This window comes from Brevibacillus sp. YAE8 (assembly GCF_057543335.1).
The window spans coordinates 695,163-711,405 of sequence record NZ_BAAIYG010000001.1 but is presented as its reverse complement, the minus strand read 5'-3'; the positions used below and the strand labels follow the sequence as shown (position 1 = coordinate 711,405).

At 55.2% G+C, this 16,243-nt stretch carries 19 protein-coding genes and 1 riboswitch; of the genes, 14 read left to right on the top strand and 5 right to left on the bottom strand.

Going from position 1 to position 16,243, the window contains the following annotated elements:
- The coding region (locus AC27IT_RS02925; RefSeq protein ID WP_487091573.1) for a transposase at positions 1–227 on the top strand (227 nt) is incomplete at its 5' end.
- 155 nt (positions 228–382) lie between these two features.
- Here the strand turns inward: AC27IT_RS02925 and AC27IT_RS02920 are convergent.
- Entirely contained in the window at positions 383–553 is a 171-nt protein-coding gene (locus AC27IT_RS02920) for a hypothetical protein (protein WP_165328988.1), read from the bottom strand.
- 21 nt (positions 554–574) lie between these two features.
- A complete protein-coding gene (thiC, locus tag AC27IT_RS02915; protein ID WP_005834379.1) occupies positions 575–2,326 on the bottom strand; it encodes a phosphomethylpyrimidine synthase ThiC in 1,752 nt (583 codons plus the stop codon).
- 151 nt (positions 2,327–2,477) lie between these two features.
- Positions 2,478–2,588: riboswitch (TPP riboswitch) on the bottom strand.
- Positions 2,589–2,841: 253 nt separating this feature from the next.
- On the opposite strand from thiC, the gene AC27IT_RS02910 reads away from it, so the two are divergent.
- Complete coding sequence (locus AC27IT_RS02910) at positions 2,842–3,723, top strand: cation diffusion facilitator family transporter (RefSeq protein WP_122952765.1); 882 nt, start codon at positions 2,842–2,844, stop codon at positions 3,721–3,723.
- A 139-nt stretch (positions 3,724–3,862) separates the two neighbouring features.
- Here AC27IT_RS02910 and ku read toward each other — a convergent pair whose 3' ends face one another.
- On the bottom strand, positions 3,863–4,831 hold the full coding sequence (ku, locus tag AC27IT_RS02905; RefSeq protein ID WP_487091572.1) for a non-homologous end joining protein Ku: 969 nt from the start codon (positions 4,829–4,831) through the stop codon (positions 3,863–3,865).
- Between the two features lie 244 nt (positions 4,832–5,075).
- Complete coding sequence (locus tag AC27IT_RS02900) at positions 5,076–5,219, bottom strand: hypothetical protein (RefSeq protein ID WP_005834373.1); 144 nt, start codon at positions 5,217–5,219, stop codon at positions 5,076–5,078.
- Positions 5,220–5,620: 401 nt separating this feature from the next.
- On the opposite strand from AC27IT_RS02900, the gene rsmD reads away from it, so the two are divergent.
- Together rsmD and coaD are read left to right on the top strand one after the other, a co-directional pair.
- Positions 5,621–6,187 carry a 16S rRNA (guanine(966)-N(2))-methyltransferase RsmD gene (gene rsmD / locus AC27IT_RS02895; protein ID WP_005834371.1) on the top strand — a complete coding sequence of 189 codons (567 nt, stop codon included), beginning with the start codon at positions 5,621–5,623 and terminating at the stop codon, positions 6,185–6,187.
- A 29-nt stretch (positions 6,188–6,216) separates the two neighbouring features.
- Entirely contained in the window at positions 6,217–6,699 is a 483-nt protein-coding gene (gene coaD, locus AC27IT_RS02890) for a pantetheine-phosphate adenylyltransferase (RefSeq protein WP_005834369.1), read from the top strand.
- A 16-nt stretch (positions 6,700–6,715) separates the two neighbouring features.
- On the opposite strand, the gene ylbJ is transcribed toward coaD, so the two are convergent.
- A complete protein-coding gene (ylbJ, locus tag AC27IT_RS02885; protein WP_487091571.1) occupies positions 6,716–7,948 on the bottom strand; it encodes a sporulation integral membrane protein YlbJ in 1,233 nt (410 codons plus the stop codon).
- A 135-nt stretch (positions 7,949–8,083) separates the two neighbouring features.
- Here ylbJ and AC27IT_RS02880 point away from each other — a divergent pair, with 135 nt between their 5' ends.
- From AC27IT_RS02880 to plsX, 10 genes are all read left to right on the top strand, one after another.
- Positions 8,084–8,878 (top strand): patatin-like phospholipase family protein, encoded by a 795-nt coding sequence (locus AC27IT_RS02880; protein ID WP_005834363.1) that lies wholly within the window; start codon positions 8,084–8,086, stop codon positions 8,876–8,878.
- On the top strand, positions 8,875–9,942 hold the full coding sequence (locus AC27IT_RS02875) for a SepM family pheromone-processing serine protease (RefSeq protein WP_026557333.1): 1,068 nt from the start codon (positions 8,875–8,877) through the stop codon (positions 9,940–9,942). Before AC27IT_RS02880 ends, AC27IT_RS02875 begins: the two co-directional genes overlap by 4 nt.
- An 84-nt stretch (positions 9,943–10,026) precedes the next feature.
- Positions 10,027–10,545, top strand: coding sequence for a YceD family protein (locus AC27IT_RS02870; protein ID WP_005834359.1), 519 nt, complete (start codon positions 10,027–10,029; stop codon positions 10,543–10,545).
- A 138-nt stretch (positions 10,546–10,683) separates the two neighbouring features.
- On the top strand, positions 10,684–10,854 hold the full coding sequence (gene rpmF, locus AC27IT_RS02865; protein WP_005834357.1) for a 50S ribosomal protein L32: 171 nt from the start codon (positions 10,684–10,686) through the stop codon (positions 10,852–10,854).
- A gap of 153 nt (positions 10,855–11,007) precedes the next feature.
- Positions 11,008–11,769, top strand: coding sequence for a DeoR/GlpR family DNA-binding transcription regulator (locus AC27IT_RS02860; protein ID WP_197186724.1), 762 nt, complete (start codon positions 11,008–11,010; stop codon positions 11,767–11,769).
- 182 nt (positions 11,770–11,951) lie between these two features.
- On the top strand, positions 11,952–12,731 hold the full coding sequence (locus tag AC27IT_RS02855) for an ABC transporter permease (RefSeq protein WP_005834352.1): 780 nt from the start codon (positions 11,952–11,954) through the stop codon (positions 12,729–12,731).
- A gap of 4 nt (positions 12,732–12,735) precedes the next feature.
- Positions 12,736–13,524 (top strand): ABC transporter permease, encoded by a 789-nt coding sequence (locus AC27IT_RS02850; protein ID WP_005834350.1) that lies wholly within the window; start codon positions 12,736–12,738, stop codon positions 13,522–13,524.
- Positions 13,525–13,536: 12 nt separating this feature from the next.
- Positions 13,537–14,508 (top strand): ABC transporter ATP-binding protein, encoded by a 972-nt coding sequence (locus AC27IT_RS02845; RefSeq protein ID WP_005834347.1) that lies wholly within the window; start codon positions 13,537–13,539, stop codon positions 14,506–14,508.
- A 120-nt stretch (positions 14,509–14,628) separates the two neighbouring features.
- Positions 14,629–15,213: a transcription factor FapR gene (fapR, locus tag AC27IT_RS02840; RefSeq protein ID WP_327944371.1), complete on the top strand. Its 585-nt coding sequence runs from the start codon at positions 14,629–14,631 to the stop codon at positions 15,211–15,213.
- A gap of 20 nt (positions 15,214–15,233) precedes the next feature.
- Complete coding sequence (gene plsX, locus AC27IT_RS02835) at positions 15,234–16,241, top strand: phosphate acyltransferase PlsX (RefSeq protein WP_005834344.1); 1,008 nt, start codon at positions 15,234–15,236, stop codon at positions 16,239–16,241.
- Positions 16,242–16,243 lie beyond the last annotated feature (2 nt).

Below are 16,243 nucleotides of genomic sequence, written 5' to 3'. Positions count from 1 at the left end.
GGCTAACCGGAAGCCATTCCAGACGGGGGAACTGCTTCGACAACGCTTGTGTTGAATCGTTTTTTTCACACCTGAAGACGGAAAAGTTGTATCTGGAGAAACCAAGAGATATAGCTCACGCTCGCAAACTGATCGCTGAATACATCGAATTCTACAATACAGAACGGTTCCAGAAAAAACTCGGCGACCTCTCCCCAGTCCAATACCGGGAATCGATCGCCGCTTAAGATAGCGTCTTTTTTTAGTGTCTACTTGACGGGGCTATGACCAGAGGATGGCGGTCTTTTTTGTGCATAAGCTGCTTATCCAGTACAAGGGGCAATTAAGGCTGGGGCCGAGCCATTGGCGCAGCCAACTTTCCTAGGTGTGGCAGGGAAGCTGTCTAATAATAGAGGCTTTCCGTTTGCAAGCATTTGGCACAGGTGCGGGCGAGGGGGGTCTCGACGAACTCATGCGCGCACGCTTTTTGCAAATGGGCCAGTTGGCGCTTCAGACGTTCAAGGTCAACCTCCAGGCGCGCGATCTCTTTTCGCAATTGCAACACATCATTCAATCGTCTGCCACCTCCGGGCGCTTATTTGTACAGTTGACTTCCTTGCTCGCGAAATTCGCGGGCTTTTTCTTGCAGGCCCGCTGCGATGGCGGCAGGCTCGATCCGCTCCTGCTCCTGGGCCTGGTGGCGGATGTCGTGCGAGATTTTCATGCTGCAAAATTTCGGGCCGCACATCGAGCAAAAATGCGCGGACTTCGCTGCTTCGGCAGGCAGCGTCTCATCGTGGTATTCGCGGGCGCGCTCGGGGTCGAGAGACAGGTTGAACTGGTCGTTCCAGCGAAACTCGAAGCGGGCTTTGGACAAAGCGTCGTCGCGCTGTTTTGCTCGCGGGTGGCCTTTGGCCAAATCCGCTGCATGAGCGGCGATTTTATAGGCGATGAGACCGTTGCGCACGTCTTCCTTGTTCGGCAGGCCGAGATGCTCCTTGGGCGTGACGTAGCAGAGCATCGCGGTGCCAAACCAGCCGATCATCGCGGCGCCGATCGCCGAGGTGATGTGGTCGTAGCCGGGCGCGATGTCTGTCGTCAACGGCCCGAGCGTATAAAAAGGCGCCTCGTGGCAAATCGCTAGTTGTTTGTCCATGTTTTCGCGAATGAGGTGCATCGGGACGTGGCCGGGTCCTTCAATCATCACCTGCACGTCGTGCTTCCAGGCGATTTTCGTCAGCTCGCCGAGTGTCTCTAGTTCGGCAAACTGGGCCTCGTCATTCGCATCTGCAATCGAGCCGGGGCGCAAGCCGTCTCCAAGTGACACGCTGATGTCATACGCCTTGAGAATCTCGCAAATCTCTTCGAAATGCGTGTACAAAAAGTTTTCCTCGTGATGGGCGAGACACCACGCAGCCAGAATGGAGCCGCCGCGCGAGACGATTCCGGTCACGCGCTTCGCGGTCAGCGGAATGTAGCGGAGCAGGACGCCGGCGTGAATGGTGAAATAATCGACGCCTTGCTCTGCCTGTTCAATCAGCGTGTCCCGGTAGACTTCCCAGGTCAAATCCTCCGCTTTGCCGTTCACTTTTTCAAGCGCCTGGTAAATCGGTACGGTTCCGACAGGCACCGGGCTGTTGCGGATGATCCACTCGCGCGTCGTGTGGATGTGCTTTCCGGTCGACAAGTCCATGATCGTGTCCGCGCCCCAGCGCACCGACCAGATCATTTTTTCGACTTCTTCTTCCATTGAGGAGCTGACGGCAGAAGTGCCGATGTTGGCGTTGACCTTGACGTGAAAATTCCGGCCGATAATCATCGGCTCCGCTTCCGGATGATTGATATTGGCGGGAATGATCGCGCGGCCTGCCGCCACCTCAGCCCGGACGAACTCCGGCGTGACGCCTTCGCGGATGGCGATGTACTCCATCTCCGGCGTGATGATGTGACGGCGGGCGTAGTGAAGCTGGGTGACCGTCTTGCCTGGCTTCGCCCGTCTCGGCTGATAGCCTTCGCGCGGGAAAGCGGGCATCTTCCCTGCGCTGTCGGCGTTGCGGATTCCGTCGTCCACAGGCTTTGGCTCGCGGCCGGCATAGCTCTCCGTATCGTCGCGCTCCTCGATCCAGCGCTGGCGCACGAGCGGCAGCCCTTTGTTGATGTCGGCGACATAACCTTCGGCCGTGTATTCGCCGCTTGTGTCGTACACGCGCAACGGCGGGTTTGGTGTGGTGCCGTACAGCCCCTCGGTAGGCGATAGCGCAATTTCGCGCATCGGCACGCGAATGTCGGGGCGGCTGCCTACCTCGTATACTTTGCGGCTTCCGGGAAAAGATGAAATGGATGACATAAAAAAACCTCCTTGGCTTGGTTGCACGAAAGCGCGAACCTTGTAGGGAGGCGAAAGAGGCCCGTCGCGAAAAAACGCCACATGGGAACATGCGACGCCAGACGCGAGAGTAGAGAAGAGACGGGTATCCGAAAAAAAGATACGCGTCGCTAATCTGTCATATGGACATTCCTCCGCTGGCATTACCCAGTTCAGGTTCAACGGTCGATGGCACAGTACCATCCTCTCAGCCTGGTGATTTCCAAGCTCCCGTGCTTGTTTTTGGTTGTCGTTGCAAGATTAGGATACCGGAGAACAGCCGTGCTTGGCAAGAAAAAGTTTCCAACAAAAATTGCCACAGGGCAACACATTTTCCCCCCCTCTATACTCATGAATCGGACTAAAACTGTTTCTGTAGACCCACACGAATTGCGTCTGGTACGATGAAATTCGAAAAAACGAGAAACTGCTTTTATACGTTCTGTTCTAAGGCTTTGGGCGAATAGGGCGATTGAGATTTTTTGAGGTGATGGAGTGTGAATGTATATTCGGATCTGAAGCAAGGAGAGCGGGGTGCGTGGGTCAGCATTATCGCCTATATTTTCTGCTCGGCGTTAAAAATAGGGGTTGCGGTGCTGACAGGCTCGGCAGCGTTAATGGCGGACGGGCTGAACAACTCGACGGACGTGGTGGCGTCGATTGCCGTGCTGATCGGGCTGCGCATTGCCCGCAAGCCGCCGGATCGCGACCATCCGTACGGCCATTTTCGCGCGGAGACGATCTCTGCCCTGGTCGCGTCGTTCATCATGCTGTTTGTCGGGCTGGAGGTCATTACCGGAGCGATTCCGACGCTGTTTGATACAAACCACACTGCTCCCGACTTGTTGGCAGGCTGGACGGCGCTGGCGACTGCGGTCATCATGCTCGGGGTCTATCGGTACAATCACCAACTCGCCGTGAAAACGAACAGCCAGGCGTTGCTCGCGGCCGCTGCCGACAACCGCTCGGATGCCTTCGTCAGCATCGGGACGTTTGTCGGAGTGGCGGGCGCGCAGTTCCAACTGCATTGGCTCGACCCGCTGGCAGCGCTCGTGGTCGGGGTGATTATCCTGAAGACGGCGTGGGATATTTTCCGGGAGGCGACGCATCGCTTAACAGATGGCTTCGATGAGGGGCAACTGGAGGAGCTGAAGGAGACGATCTTCTCCATTTCCGGGGTGAAAGCGATCAGCGACATCAAGGCGCGTTATCACGGCAGCAGCGTGCTCGTTGACGTCGTGATCCACGTCGATCCGCAGTTGAACGTAGTAGAAAGCCACACCATCACCGAAAATATCGAAGAACGGATGAAACGTGTGCACAAAATCAATACGGTTCACATTCATATCGAACCGGAACAACAGCTCGCAAAAAGATAAGCAAAAAACCTGTCCGCAAATGGGGCAGGTTTTTTGCGCAGACGTTATCCGGTAAGGCTAAGGCGTCGCCAATGGCTGCGCGCAGCCAAGTGTTCTGCTTATGGCTTCGCACCGCACCACCAACTGTTCCAACGCCGCTTTACATAGGAGTGGCTTTTTTGCGGCGAAGCGTTTTCGTTGTCGAGGTCGGACCGGGACTCGGTTTCCCCACCGCTTCTTTGGCAGGGGAGGTTGTCTTGTCCGCTTTCTCCGCAGAAGCGGCCCGTTTGCGCCCTGCTTTCGGCTTCGCGGCTGCCGGGACAGGCTCCGGCGCAAGCTTCACGGGACTGCCCGTAGTGCCTGCTGTCGAGGCCAGGCTTTCCTTCAAAGCTTGCATCAGGTCGATCACATTCGTGCGCGCAACCGTCGGAGCGGTGGCGATCTCCTGGCCCTCCAGCTTTTTCTCGATCATTTTTTGCAACTCGACGCGGTATTCGTCGGTGTACTTGGCGGGATCGAACGGAACGGTCATGTTGCCGATCAGCTCTGTCGCCATTTTCAGTTCGTTTTCCGCGAGCGGGACAGTAGCCTCCGGCAAGGCGGGCACTTGACTGACCGGGCGCACCTCGTCCGGGTAAAAAATCGTTTCCAGCATGATGCAATGCTCGTACAGCCGAATGACGGCGAGACTTTGCCGATTGCGCATCGTCACCTGGGCGACGGCGATCTTTCCGGTCTGCTCCATGGCGGCGCGCAGCAGCGCATACGCCTTTTCTCCCGTATCTTGCGGAGACAGGAAGTAGCTTTTGTCAAAGTAAACCGGGTCGATCTCCGACAAGTCCACGAAGTCGAGAATTTCAATGGCGCGGCGCGTCTCGGGCGTGATCGCCTCCAGGTCTTCGTCGTTAATCATGACAAAATGGCCTTTTTCGTACTCGTACCCGCGGACGATTTCGCTCGGTTCCACTTCCCGCTGGCAATGCGGGCACATTTTGGCGTATTTGATCGGGGTGTTGCATTCCTTGTGCAGTTGGCGAAAGCGAATGTCCCGTTCCTCTGTTGCCGTAAACATGCGGACGGGTATATTGACCAGGCCGAAGCTGATTGAGCCTTTCCAGACGGTGTGCATATGATTCCTCCAGTACGGACTGTTTTTGCGTGGCTGCGACTGTTTTTGTTTATTGTTTGTAGCCGACAAGCGGATGCCGCGAGGGAAATGCAGGCGGGGAAACATTGTCATCGTCGCCAGCCGGCATGGAAATAGCGAAGAACTGTAAACGTAGACAAAAAAACTGCACCTCCAACTGTTAGGTGTATCTAACAATCGGGTGCAGTTCAGATGTAGCGACTGGCTTTTTTAGCTTGTGTTCGCGTTATTGGCCGTGCTTGATAATGTCGGACTGGTCCGCGCGCGACTGCATTTCCCGCGCTTGCTCGACGCCTGTTCCGGTACGGTCGGCAATGGACTGGGCCTTGGACGCTTTCAGCTTTTGCGCGGACGGTTGTTTTTCTGCCATGTCGATTCCCCCTTTTGGAATAGGTGCAAGTAGTATGCTCCCCCTGCGGGCAAAAAAATACCCCCTCGCCAAAAGACGATGGGGCAGCGGTTCAACTCCTCCCGCGCGGGGAGCGTCGGCACGGAATGCTCCTATCAGACACGCCGTGCGCCAAAGTGAACTGCCTTTCAATTATGGGAGAGGAGAAACCGGAGGAAGAGCTTATGGGGAAACGTAAGTCTTCTCCGCGGTTGTCAGCGACACCGTTGCGTCGCTATCCATCATGTTTTCCAATCTTTGTGCATTCTATACGCGCAATCCGCCATAAATTTTCCAGTTGCCAATTTTACGGGGGTAGGCAGTTGTGATAGTATGATATCAGCTTTTATCCCTTATAACTTCTTTGAACAGGTGAAATCATTATGCGCGTCATCGCGGGAGAACACAGAGGTAGAAAACTGGCCGCCGTCCCAGGTAGCGGGACGCGGCCGACGACCGACAAGGTTAAGGAATCGATTTTTAACATGATCGGCCCGTATTTTGACGGGGGCTGGGCATTGGATTTGTACGCCGGAACAGGCAGCCTGGGCATCGAGGCGCTGAGCCGGGGAGCGGACAAGGCTGTCTTTGTTGAGCGGGATGCAAAAGCGTTCGCCGTCGTCAAGCAAAATGTCAGCGCCTGCCGACTGGACGAGTACGCCGAGCTTTACCGCATGGATGCGGAGCGGGCGATCCGGCAGTTGGCCAAGCGCGCCCAGCCGTTCGAGCTCGTTTTTCTCGACCCTCCGTACGCGAAGCAACGAATCGTGGAAGAGATCGAGCAACTGCAAGCGCTCGGCCTGCTCGCAGAAGGCGCCTGGATCGTGGCGGAGCACGACAGCAAAGACGCTTTTCCCGATGCGATCGGCGATTGCGTCAAGGATCGGCAAGCGACCTACGGTGATACGGCTGTCACCTTGTATTATTACGATCCGCAAAAGGAAGCGTAAGCACCAGCACACGAAAAGGAGGAAACAAAATGGCGATCGCCGTTTGCTCGGGAAGCTTTGACCCTGTGACCTACGGACATCTCGATATTATCAGTCGGGGGGCCAAGGTGTTTGACAAAGTAATCGTAGCCGTTTTGATTAATTCCAAAAAAAATTCCCTGTTCAGCGTGGACGAGCGCGTCGAGATGCTTCGCCAGGTGACAGCGGACATGGACAATGTGGAGATCGACTCGTTTGACGGTCTGTTGATCGACTACATGAACAGGCGCGGAGCCAAAGTCATCATTCGCGGTCTGCGCGCCGTCTCCGACTTTGAATACGAGATGCAGGTTGCCTCGATCAACAAGAAGCTCGACGACCAGATCGAGACGTTTTTCATGATGACCAGCAACCAGTACTCGTATTTAAGCTCCAGCATCGTGAAGGAAGTGGCGAGATACAAGGCGAGTGTTGCCGATCTCGTGCCGCCAGCCGTCGAAGAGGCGCTCAAGCGAAAAATGGCCCAGTTGTAAACGGGAAAGAAGCCGTTTATCTCGTCTTGCCGCTTAGAACATAGCGGGCCAGCAAGCTGATCGCAAGCAGCAGGACAGCTACGCCGACTGCGAGCGTGCCGGAAAAAGCGATCGTCTCCCACCAACTCGTAACGGGGATTCCCGCTGTGGTCGGCGTGAAGACGGGAACGCTTTTTTCCAGAAACCACGTACTGACCTTGACCAGCGGCTGCCAGAAGACAAACGTCAAAATCGCCGCCAACACGGCGTGCAGGGCACGGGCGATGAAATAAGGCGCTACGCGAATATCGGTTTCGCTGAGAATGCTCGCCACTTGCGCATGGACGCTCAGGCCGCCCCAGGAAAGCACGGCGCTGGCGATGGCCGCCTTCCAGACCATGGAGACGCCGTCAGGTACGACGCTGGCTGCTTGCGCGCCCAGCGTGACCTCGAACAGCCCGGCGATGATCGCCTGGGAAAAGGCAGGCGGAAAGCCGAAGGGGCCGAGAAAGATGGCGAGCAGCGTGCTAATCATCTGCGTCAGGTGAATGGCGGCAAACAGTTGGATCAAGACGGAAAAGACGATGATAAAGCCGCCGATCATGAACAGCGTGTTCAGCGCGGACTGCACGGCATCGCCCATCAGCTTGCCGAACGGCCGCCCGTCGCGGATTCGCGCGCGGTGCATCGCTTGCAGCGCCCGAAGCGGCAGCGGCAGGCTCGTTTTTTCCAATGGCTTCGAGACGGCGGCAAACGGAGCGTGGAAGCGGGAAACAAGCCCCATGATGATTGCCGACAAATAGTGGGTCAAGGCCAGAACGATCCCCATTTGTTCGCTGTGAAAAAAGCCGATGGCGACCGCTCCCATGACAAACAGCGGATCGCCCGTCGTCGTAAACGATACGAGCCGCTCTCCTTCGGCTTTCGACACGCTGCCCTGCTGGCGCAAGCGGGTCGTCAGCTTGGCGGCCACCGGATACCCCGAGGAAAAGCCCATGGCGAGCACGAAGCCGCCTGTGCCGGGGACGTTGAACAAAGGGCGCATCAACGGTTCGAGCAGCACGCCGACAAAGTGGACCACGCCCAGTCCCATCAATACTTCGGAGAGGACGATAAACGGGAGGGTAGAGGGAAAGACGACTTCCCACCAGATTTTGAGTCCGCGGACGGCAGCTTCAAACGAAATTTGCGAATAAATCACCAAAGTCAGGACGAGCGCGACAGTCGAGAGGGCAAGCAACAGGGTGAAAATCGGTGAGTGGCGTGACATGGAATCCTCCTGTGTCGACGAAAAGATCATAGTACATGTCTACGTGGCAGCGGGATGATCTATGCGTGAGCTTGTATCTTTCCAGTGTGAAAGGAACGGGGAGTGGCCACATAGGCTGTTACAGGAGGTGTTTGCATGACGGCGAAGCGAAAGCCAATCGTGGGAGTGGCGCTAGGCTCAGGCGGAGCCCGCGGTTTTGCGCACATTGGCGTCTTGAAAGCATTGGAGGCGCACGGTGTCGAGATCGACATGCTCGCGGGAAGCAGCATGGGAAGTTTGATCGCGGCGGTGTATGCGAACGGGATCGAGCCGCACATGATGGGAAAACTGGCGCAAAACCTCAAGCGCAAGCACTGGCTTGACTTGACTGTACCGAGCATGGGTTTTGTGGCGGGAGAAAAAATCAAGCAACTGATTAAACTGCTCACCCACGGCAAGCGGATGGAGGAGCTGCAAAAGCCACTGGCGATCGTGGCGACAGATATCGAATCGGGTGAGCGGGTCGTTTTTCGCGAAGGGCCGATCGATCAGGCGGTCAGGGCGAGCATTTCCATTCCGGGCATTTTCGTTCCGGAAAAGGTAGGCGGGCGGCTTCTCGTCGACGGAGGAGTCATCGACCGCGTGCCGGTGACGGTGTTAAAAGACATGGGAGCAGACATCGTCATTGCCGTCGATGTCGCGCAGGTCGATACGCCGATGAAAGTGAGCAGCATTTTTGATGTCATCGCGCAGACGATCGATGTCATGGAACGAGAAATTTTGCGCCATCGGATCATCGCGGCAGACATCGTAATCCGCCCGGATGTTGGACACTATAGCAGTATCGCCTACTCTGGCGTGGAGGAAATTATCGAGCTGGGCGAACGCGAGGGTGCAGCACAGGCAGAGCGCATCCAGCAACTGATTGCGAACTGGGAGGAAAGCGGATGAGCGAGGAACAGCTTTATGGACAAAGACGCAGATCAAGAGCGGGCAGAGGCTTTAGCTGGGTTCTTGCCTTGATCGTTGCACTGGTAGGACTTTCTTTTTTTATCCCGACAAATTACTACGTGACCCGGCCAGGTTCGGCGATTGAGCTGGGGCCGATGATTGATGTGGAGGGCGGCAAAAAGGACGAGACAGGCGCGTTCATGCTCACCACCGTGCGGATGGGCGAGGCCAATCTGGCCTGGTACGTCTACGCCAACCTGTCTCCCGATGCGGAATTGATGCCAAAGGAGCTGGTCGTAAGCAAAGGCGAGGACAACGAAGACTTCGTCCGCCGCGAGCAGGCGGTGATGGACAATTCGCAAAAGATCGCCGAGGCCGTAGCTTTCCGCCTGGCAGGCTACGAGGTGAAGGTCGAGAAGGAAGGCGTCTGGGTGATGGGGACGCTGGACGGCCTGCCTGCCAAAAAAGTGCTGAAGATCGGCGACATCATCACGGCTGTCGACGGCGTTCGCACCGCCGAAGCCAAAGACCTGCTGCAAGCTCTCGCAAGCAAAAAGGCCGGCGATCAGGTGGAAATTACATACACGAGAGATGGACAAGAAGCCAAAACGGTGGTAACCTTGGTACCACTGCCGGAGTCAAAGTCCGTCGGGATCGGAGTGCGTCCTGACAACAAGCAGCAGATCGTCATACCGAAAAAAGTGACCATCGCGTCGCAGGGCATTGGCGGCCCGTCTGCCGGACTGATGATGGCGCTGGAAATTTTGGATCAGCTCGATACGGCGAAAGATTTGACAAAAGGCTATAAAATTGCCGGTACAGGCACCATTTCATTGGATGGGACAGTAGGCCGAATCGGCGGGATCAATCACAAGGTCATCGCAGCCGACAAGGCGGGGGCGGAGATTTTCTTCGCGCCTCAGGATACGCCTGATGCAACCTCCAATTATCAGGAAGCCCTGGCTACCGCCAAACGGATCGGAACCTCCATGCAGATCGTTCCTGTCAAAAATGTTGCGGATGCCATTGCGTATCTGGATGGACGAAAACCGAAATCTTCCTGAGCAAACAAGCTGTCAAGGAAAAATGGTTGACAAAGCTTTTTGCACGGGCTATAATCATCCTTGTTGTGCATGAGGTGAAGTGCTATGAACATTAAGTTAGCAGAGTTGGAACACCGAAAAGGAGAGCCATTGCCGTTTCAGTTGACGCTCGACGCAGCGGAGCTGAAAAATCGCCATCAGGAAATTCGCGGGATTACGCCTGTGAACGCAGAGGGCGAGGCTGTACAGCTCGGCAATCTCTACTATGTAAAAGGCAGCATGAAGGCGGATGTCGATTTTGTGTGCGCCCGGTGCCTGAATCCTTTTACCCATCACGCAGCAGTCGACTTCTCCGAAACCTTTGCACTAGCGGATGATCCGGTGCTGGGCGAGGACGAAGACAGCGATATCCTGCCGCTGGAGGGCGACGAAATCGAGCTGACCGCTCTGTTGCAAGAGGACTTTTTGCTTGCGATGCCGACCTTCCCGTTGTGCGAGGAAGACTGCAAAGGATTGTGCCCGACTTGCGGAGTGAACCGCAACGAAGTGGCATGTAGCTGCAAGAATGAGCGGATCGACCCGCGCTTGGCCGGGTTGGCGGACTTTTTCAAGGACAGCAAGTAGTATTCTACCGTTTTCAAGGTGAGGCGCCGGTCTTCGGATGCAGCGTCTCATTTTTGAAGGATGGCATAAGCATTTTGCCTATACTATCCACCCAATAGAGCATCTTAGCATTTGTCAGTTGAAGGAGGTGTAAGGAAGATGGCAGTACCTCAACGGAGAACTTCCAAAACCCGTAAAAGAATGCGTCGTACGCACTTCAAATTAGAGATTCCAGGCATGATCAAATGCGATAATTGCAGCGAATACAAGCTTGCGCATCGTGTTTGCCCAAGCTGCGGTCACTACAAAGGTGTGAAAGTGGCAAAGTAAGCTTTGCTGCGTAAAAAGTGAGGTGAGCAATCACCTTGCTTTTTTTGTGCGCTCATTTCGCTTATCATTACTTATTAATACTTACATATATTGCTTAAAATGTGCAAATGACTTACAATGAAGGAGAAAGGCTGAGGATGGAGTGAAATCGTGATGTACCAAGAGGAACGTTTGGCCGCGATCTTGCAGTATTTGCAAGAGCACCAGCGCATCAGCGTGCAGGAGGTCGTGGAAAAGTTCTCCGTCTCCCGCGACACAGCGAGGCGTGACATCGTCAAGCTGGAGGAGCAGGGCGAGATTTTGCGCACGCGCGGCGGAGCGATTTTGCCCAGCTTGAGCAAAAAAAGCTATTCGCATCAGGAGCGGATGCAGCTCGACCTGTCGGGCAAGCGCCGGATTGCGCAGGCAGCAGCCCGCCTGATAAAAGACGGCGATTATTTGCTGCTCGACGCGTCGACGACCGTGCAACTGACGGTAGAATCGCTGCAGACGAAAGACCATGTCATCATCACGAACTCGCTCGCGACAGCCTCCAGTGTGGCGCGCAAGGATGGCGTGCTTGTGAAGCTGCTCGGCGGGGACGTCAACCCGGAGGATCAGTGCGTGCACGGCACCCGTACCATTGAAAACTTGGCGGATTACCATGTAGACAAGGTGCTGGTTGGCGCATGCGGACTCACGACGAGCGGCCTCGTCTCGACGAATGAAGATCACGGCTATCTCATTCGGGAAATGATTCAGCGGGCCGATCAGGTCATCATTCTCGCCGACCATACCAAGTTCGGGAAGAGCATGCTGTACCGCGTAGCCAGCCTGGAGCGAATCGACATGATCGTGACAGACCGCCAGCCTGGGCGGGAGATGGCAGAGGCGCTGGAAAAAAACGAAGTGGAAGTCATAGTCGCAAACGAGTAGGCGACGATTTTTCAAAGAGCGGATAGATTTCACCTGGCTGGCGTGAAGGGAAGCCCCGCGTGACAGCAGGTGGATTTATCAGGGAAGGTTCTTCTTGCGGGAAGAATCTTCTCTTTTTTGCTTGCAAGGACAAAGACGGCCTGCTATCCTAAAAATCCTGACTTTTCCACGAGGAGGAATTTATGGTCTACTGGCGGCTGATTCGCAAAAGCTATCGTCGCAATCTTCAGTATCGTCTCTCTCATCTGGTCAACAATGTGGCGAGCGCGGTTTTCGGGCTTGTTTTTATTGCCATCTGGATGGGGGTTTTGCGTGGCAAGCAAGTACACGGTCCGTACGATGCCACGACCATGGCCCATTACATCGCAATTTGCCAAAGTGTGCTCTGGGTCACGGCGTTTTTGTCTCCAGGCCTCCATGTCCAACTGGGCGTTCGCAGCGGGGCGGTAAGCCTGGACATGATTAAGCCCGTCCACTATTTGTGGTACACCTTGAGCCAGGAGTTTGGCAGGCTGCTCTACAACGCCTGTTATCGCAGTCTACCAATCGGCATTTTGCTCGGGCTTGCAGTCGGCTTCTACGTTCCTTCCCACCCGCTTACTTATCTCCTGTTTCCGCTCTCGCTGTTGCTCGCGGTGTACATCGCCATGCTCCTGTTTTATCTGGTCGGGATCTCTTCCTTTTGGACGACAGAGGTGCGTTGGTTGCACCTTATTTTGATGTCGCTACTGTTCGGCTTTGGCGGACAGATGATTCCTGTCGATCTGTTGCCTGGCATCCTTGGGGAAGTCGCTCCGTTCTTGCCTTTTGCCGCGATGATTTACTATCCGGTCATGACCTGGCTGGAACTGGCTCCGGCGCACGGGATAGCCGTTCAAGTTTTTTGGGCGGTAGCGCTGACGGCGATCGCGCTGTTGGCGACCGGGCGAGCGAGAAGAAAACTGGAGATTCAAGGAGGGTAGAGAGGTGCTTGGACTTTATCGAAAACTAATCGCAGCCAGCATTCGCGCGCAAATGCAGTACAAAATGAATTTCATCACCAGCGCGGCTACGACCGGGATGATTATGGTGCTTGATTTCGTCGTTCTTTCCGCCATTTTACACCGCTTTGACAACGTGGCGGGCTGGAACATTTATGAGGTCGGCATGCTGTACGGCATCTCGTCGACATCCGTATCGTTGTATCGGCTGTTTGCGCCAGAATTGCACGAATTTGAAAAGTACGTGGTGCACGGCGAGTTCGACCAGATGCTGATTCGTCCCGTCTCCCCGCTGATGCTTCTGCTCACGCGCAATCTGGACCTTTCGCGCATTGGCGGGGTGGTGCAGGGAGTGGCGGTGCTGGTTGTCGCGCTCGCCGGGCTTGCGGCAGAGGGCAGACCGATTGGGTGGCTCGCCCTGTTTTCGCCTGTGGCGATCATGTCGGGCGGCGTCATTTATTTTTCCATGGCCTTGGCCTCGGCGGCGCTGTCTTTTTGGACGCACCAAATGAAAGACATGCTGACCTTCACCATTTACGCTCCGGCCAATGCCTCCAACTATCCAATCTCGCTCTATCCGGGCTGGCTGAAGTGGCTGTTTTTCTCGGCGCTCCCGATCGCCTACATGAACTACTTGCCAATGCTGACCTTGCTTGGAAAAGGGGGCGGCTGGTACTACCCGCTTGCAGCACCCGTCGCGGCGACAGTGGCGCTGCTATTGGCGAGAGCCTTCTGGAATACGGGGATTCGGCACTATCACAGTACGGGAAGCTAAGGAGGTTGTAACATGATTGAAACAGCACATATCAGCAAATCGTTTTTTCTGACTCCGCCCAAAGAAGGTCCGTTCGCTTCGCTGCGTTCCCTGTTTTCCCGCGAGCAGCGCGAAGTCAAGGCGGTGGACGACATTTCCTTTTCAATCGAGGCGGGGGAGTTCGTCGGCTACATCGGTCCGAACGGCGCGGGGAAATCGACCACGATCAAGATGCTCTCCGGCATTTTGCATCCGAGTCAGGGGGAAATTCGCATTGACGGCTACAGTCCGCAAAAAGACAGAATCCAGGTCGCTTCGCGCATCGGCGTCGTGTTCGGACAGCGTACACAGTTGTGGTGGGACTTGCCTGTCAAAGACTCGTTTGAAATTTTACAGGCGATGTACAAGATCGACGACCGGGCCTATCGGCGCGCGATGGCGATGTACCAGGAGCTTTTGGACTTGCACGAGTTTTTGGACACGCCTGTGCGCAAGTTGTCTTTGGGACAGCGAATGAGAGCGGACCTCGCTGCGGCCCTTTTGCACGATCCGCCCGTTTTGTTCCTGGATGAGCCGACAATCGGCCTGGACGTGGTTGCGAAGACGCGGATTCGCGCGTTTTTGAAAGAAGTCAACGAGACGCAAAAAAAGACGATTTTGCTCACGACGCACGACATGGACGATATTGAGCAGTTGTGCAAGCGGATTATCGTCATCAATCACGGGAAAAAGATGATGGATACGAGCCTGGACGACATGCGCCGCCAAATTGGCCTGCCCAGCTTGATTCAGGTCGAATATCGCCAGCCCCCGCACCTGGAGGCGGAACTGCCGGGGATTGAGCGGATGGAGCTTGCAGGCAATGTGTTGTCCATTCATTTTGACAAAGGCAAAATTTCTTCGCCGCGCATTCTCGCCGCAGTCGCGAACTGGGGCGAGCCGCTGGACATCCAAATGAAGGAACCCGGGATCGAGGAAATCATTCGGCTGATGTACCGCGAGTGAGAGCCACATTTTCAAGAACTTTACTTGTAATTGCCGACGTTCTCCCTTATACTGTTTTGGTACCTGGTATTAAAAACAGCTCGCAATCATACATATCCGAATGAGAATATTGCTAGGGGGGTGTTTCGCATCGCCCGCTTGCCAAAAAAAGATCGCCAGACGCGCTTGGTGCAGTCGCTGGCGGATAATCCATTTGCGACGGACGAAGATTTGGCTGAGCTATTTCATGTCAGCATTCAAACGATACGTTTAGACCGATTGGAGCTTGGGATTCCCGAGCTGCGCGAGCGGATCAAATCGGTTGCCGAAAAGAGTCTCGATCCCGTAAAATCGCTGGGGATCGACGAAGTAATCGGCGAGATCATCGACTTGCAGCTCGATTCCCAAGCCATTTCCGTACTGGAAATAAAAGAAGAGCATGTTTTTTCGAAGACGCAGATTGCCAGGGGGCACTATATTTTTGCCCAGGCCAACTCGTTGGCAGTAGCAGTCATTAATGCAGATGTGGCGTTGACCGCAACCGCCCGAATCCGCTTCGTGCGGCCTGTGCGCATCGGCGAAAAGCTGGTGGCAAAAGCAGTGGTGCGCAGCCGGGATGGAGACGAGTGCAAAGTGCGCGTTGAGACCAAGGTTCAGGGAGAATTGGTCTTTACCGCGACGTTTCGGGTTGTAGAAATGTCAGGGACACAAAATCGGCATGGATGAGAGGTAAGGAGGAGACACGGTTGCGAATTGCAGTTGATGCGATGGGCGGCGATAACGCACCGCGAAGTACAGTTTTAGGGGCGCTTGCTGCCATCAAGGAAAACCCGGCCATTACCGTTGTACTGGTGGGAGATGAACAGGCCATTCGGAACCACTTGCCGCAAGACTTGCCGGCAAACATCGAGATCGTTCCTACTACGGAAGTGATTTTGCCAGATGATGAACCGGTTCGAGCTGTACGTCGCAAGAAAAATTCTTCGCTTGTCGTAGCAGTCGAGATGGCACGCGAAAAAATCGTGGATGCAGCGATCTCTGCAGGTAATACAGGTGCGCTCATGACGGCGGGGTTGCTCTATGCAGGCCGCATGGAGGGGATTGAACGTCCCGCTCTGGCCGCCTTTATCCCGAATGTACTGGGCCGCGTCACGCTTACGCTCGACGTCGGCGCCAACATGGATGCGAAGCCGCATCACCTGCTGCAATATGCGGTAATGGGCAGTCTGTACGCAGAAAAAGTGCTGGGCTTTGAAAATCCGAAAGTGGGACTCCTCAACGTAGGGACAGAGGAAGGAAAAGGAAACGAGCTGACCAAAGCCGTCTTCCCTCTTCTGTCCCAGGCAGACCTGAATTTTGTCGGCAACGTGGAAGCGCGTGACGTCATGCAAGGGGCATGCGATGTGCTCGTTTGCGACGGCTTTGTCGGCAACGTGCTGCTGAAAGCGGTAGAGGGCGCGGCCTCCACAATCTTTTCGCTGTTGAAGCAGGAGTTTACTTCCAGTCTGATTAATAAAGTAGGAGCGGCCATTTTAAAGCCGGGACTCGTGCGCTTCAAGAACAAAATGGACTATGCGGAATACGGGGGAGCGCCGTTGTTGGGCCTGAAAAGTCCTGTCATCAAGGCACACGGCTCCTCTGACGAGCGAGCGATGAAAAACGCGATTGCCAGCGCAGCCCGCTTCGTGCGGCAAGATGTAAACGAAGTCATTGCGCAGGCGCTACAGAAAAATATAACGGGAGAAAGCGAGTGAGG

Excerpts from the sequence above, each read along its gene's own strand:
- thiC (WP_005834379.1), bottom strand. The coding sequence starts at position 2,326 with ATGTCATCCATTTCATCTTTTCCCGGAAGCCGCAAAGTATACGAGGTA.
- ku (WP_487091572.1), bottom strand. The coding sequence starts at position 4,831 with ATGCACACCGTCTGGAAAGGCTCAATCAGCTTCGGCCTGGTCAATATA.
- AC27IT_RS02900 (WP_005834373.1), bottom strand. The coding sequence starts at position 5,219 with ATGGCAGAAAAACAACCGTCCGCGCAAAAGCTGAAAGCGTCCAAGGCC.
- rsmD (WP_005834371.1), top strand. The coding sequence starts at position 5,621 with ATGCGCGTCATCGCGGGAGAACACAGAGGTAGAAAACTGGCCGCCGTC.
- coaD (WP_005834369.1), top strand. The coding sequence starts at position 6,217 with ATGGCGATCGCCGTTTGCTCGGGAAGCTTTGACCCTGTGACCTACGGA.
- ylbJ (WP_487091571.1), bottom strand. The coding sequence starts at position 7,948 with ATGTCACGCCACTCACCGATTTTCACCCTGTTGCTTGCCCTCTCGACT.
- AC27IT_RS02880 (WP_005834363.1), top strand. The coding sequence starts at position 8,084 with ATGACGGCGAAGCGAAAGCCAATCGTGGGAGTGGCGCTAGGCTCAGGC.
- AC27IT_RS02875 (WP_026557333.1), top strand. The coding sequence starts at position 8,875 with ATGAGCGAGGAACAGCTTTATGGACAAAGACGCAGATCAAGAGCGGGC.
- AC27IT_RS02870 (WP_005834359.1), top strand. The coding sequence starts at position 10,027 with ATGAACATTAAGTTAGCAGAGTTGGAACACCGAAAAGGAGAGCCATTG.
- rpmF (WP_005834357.1), top strand. The coding sequence starts at position 10,684 with ATGGCAGTACCTCAACGGAGAACTTCCAAAACCCGTAAAAGAATGCGT.
- AC27IT_RS02860 (WP_197186724.1), top strand. The coding sequence starts at position 11,008 with ATGTACCAAGAGGAACGTTTGGCCGCGATCTTGCAGTATTTGCAAGAG.
- AC27IT_RS02855 (WP_005834352.1), top strand. The coding sequence starts at position 11,952 with ATGGTCTACTGGCGGCTGATTCGCAAAAGCTATCGTCGCAATCTTCAG.
- AC27IT_RS02845 (WP_005834347.1), top strand. The coding sequence starts at position 13,537 with ATGATTGAAACAGCACATATCAGCAAATCGTTTTTTCTGACTCCGCCC.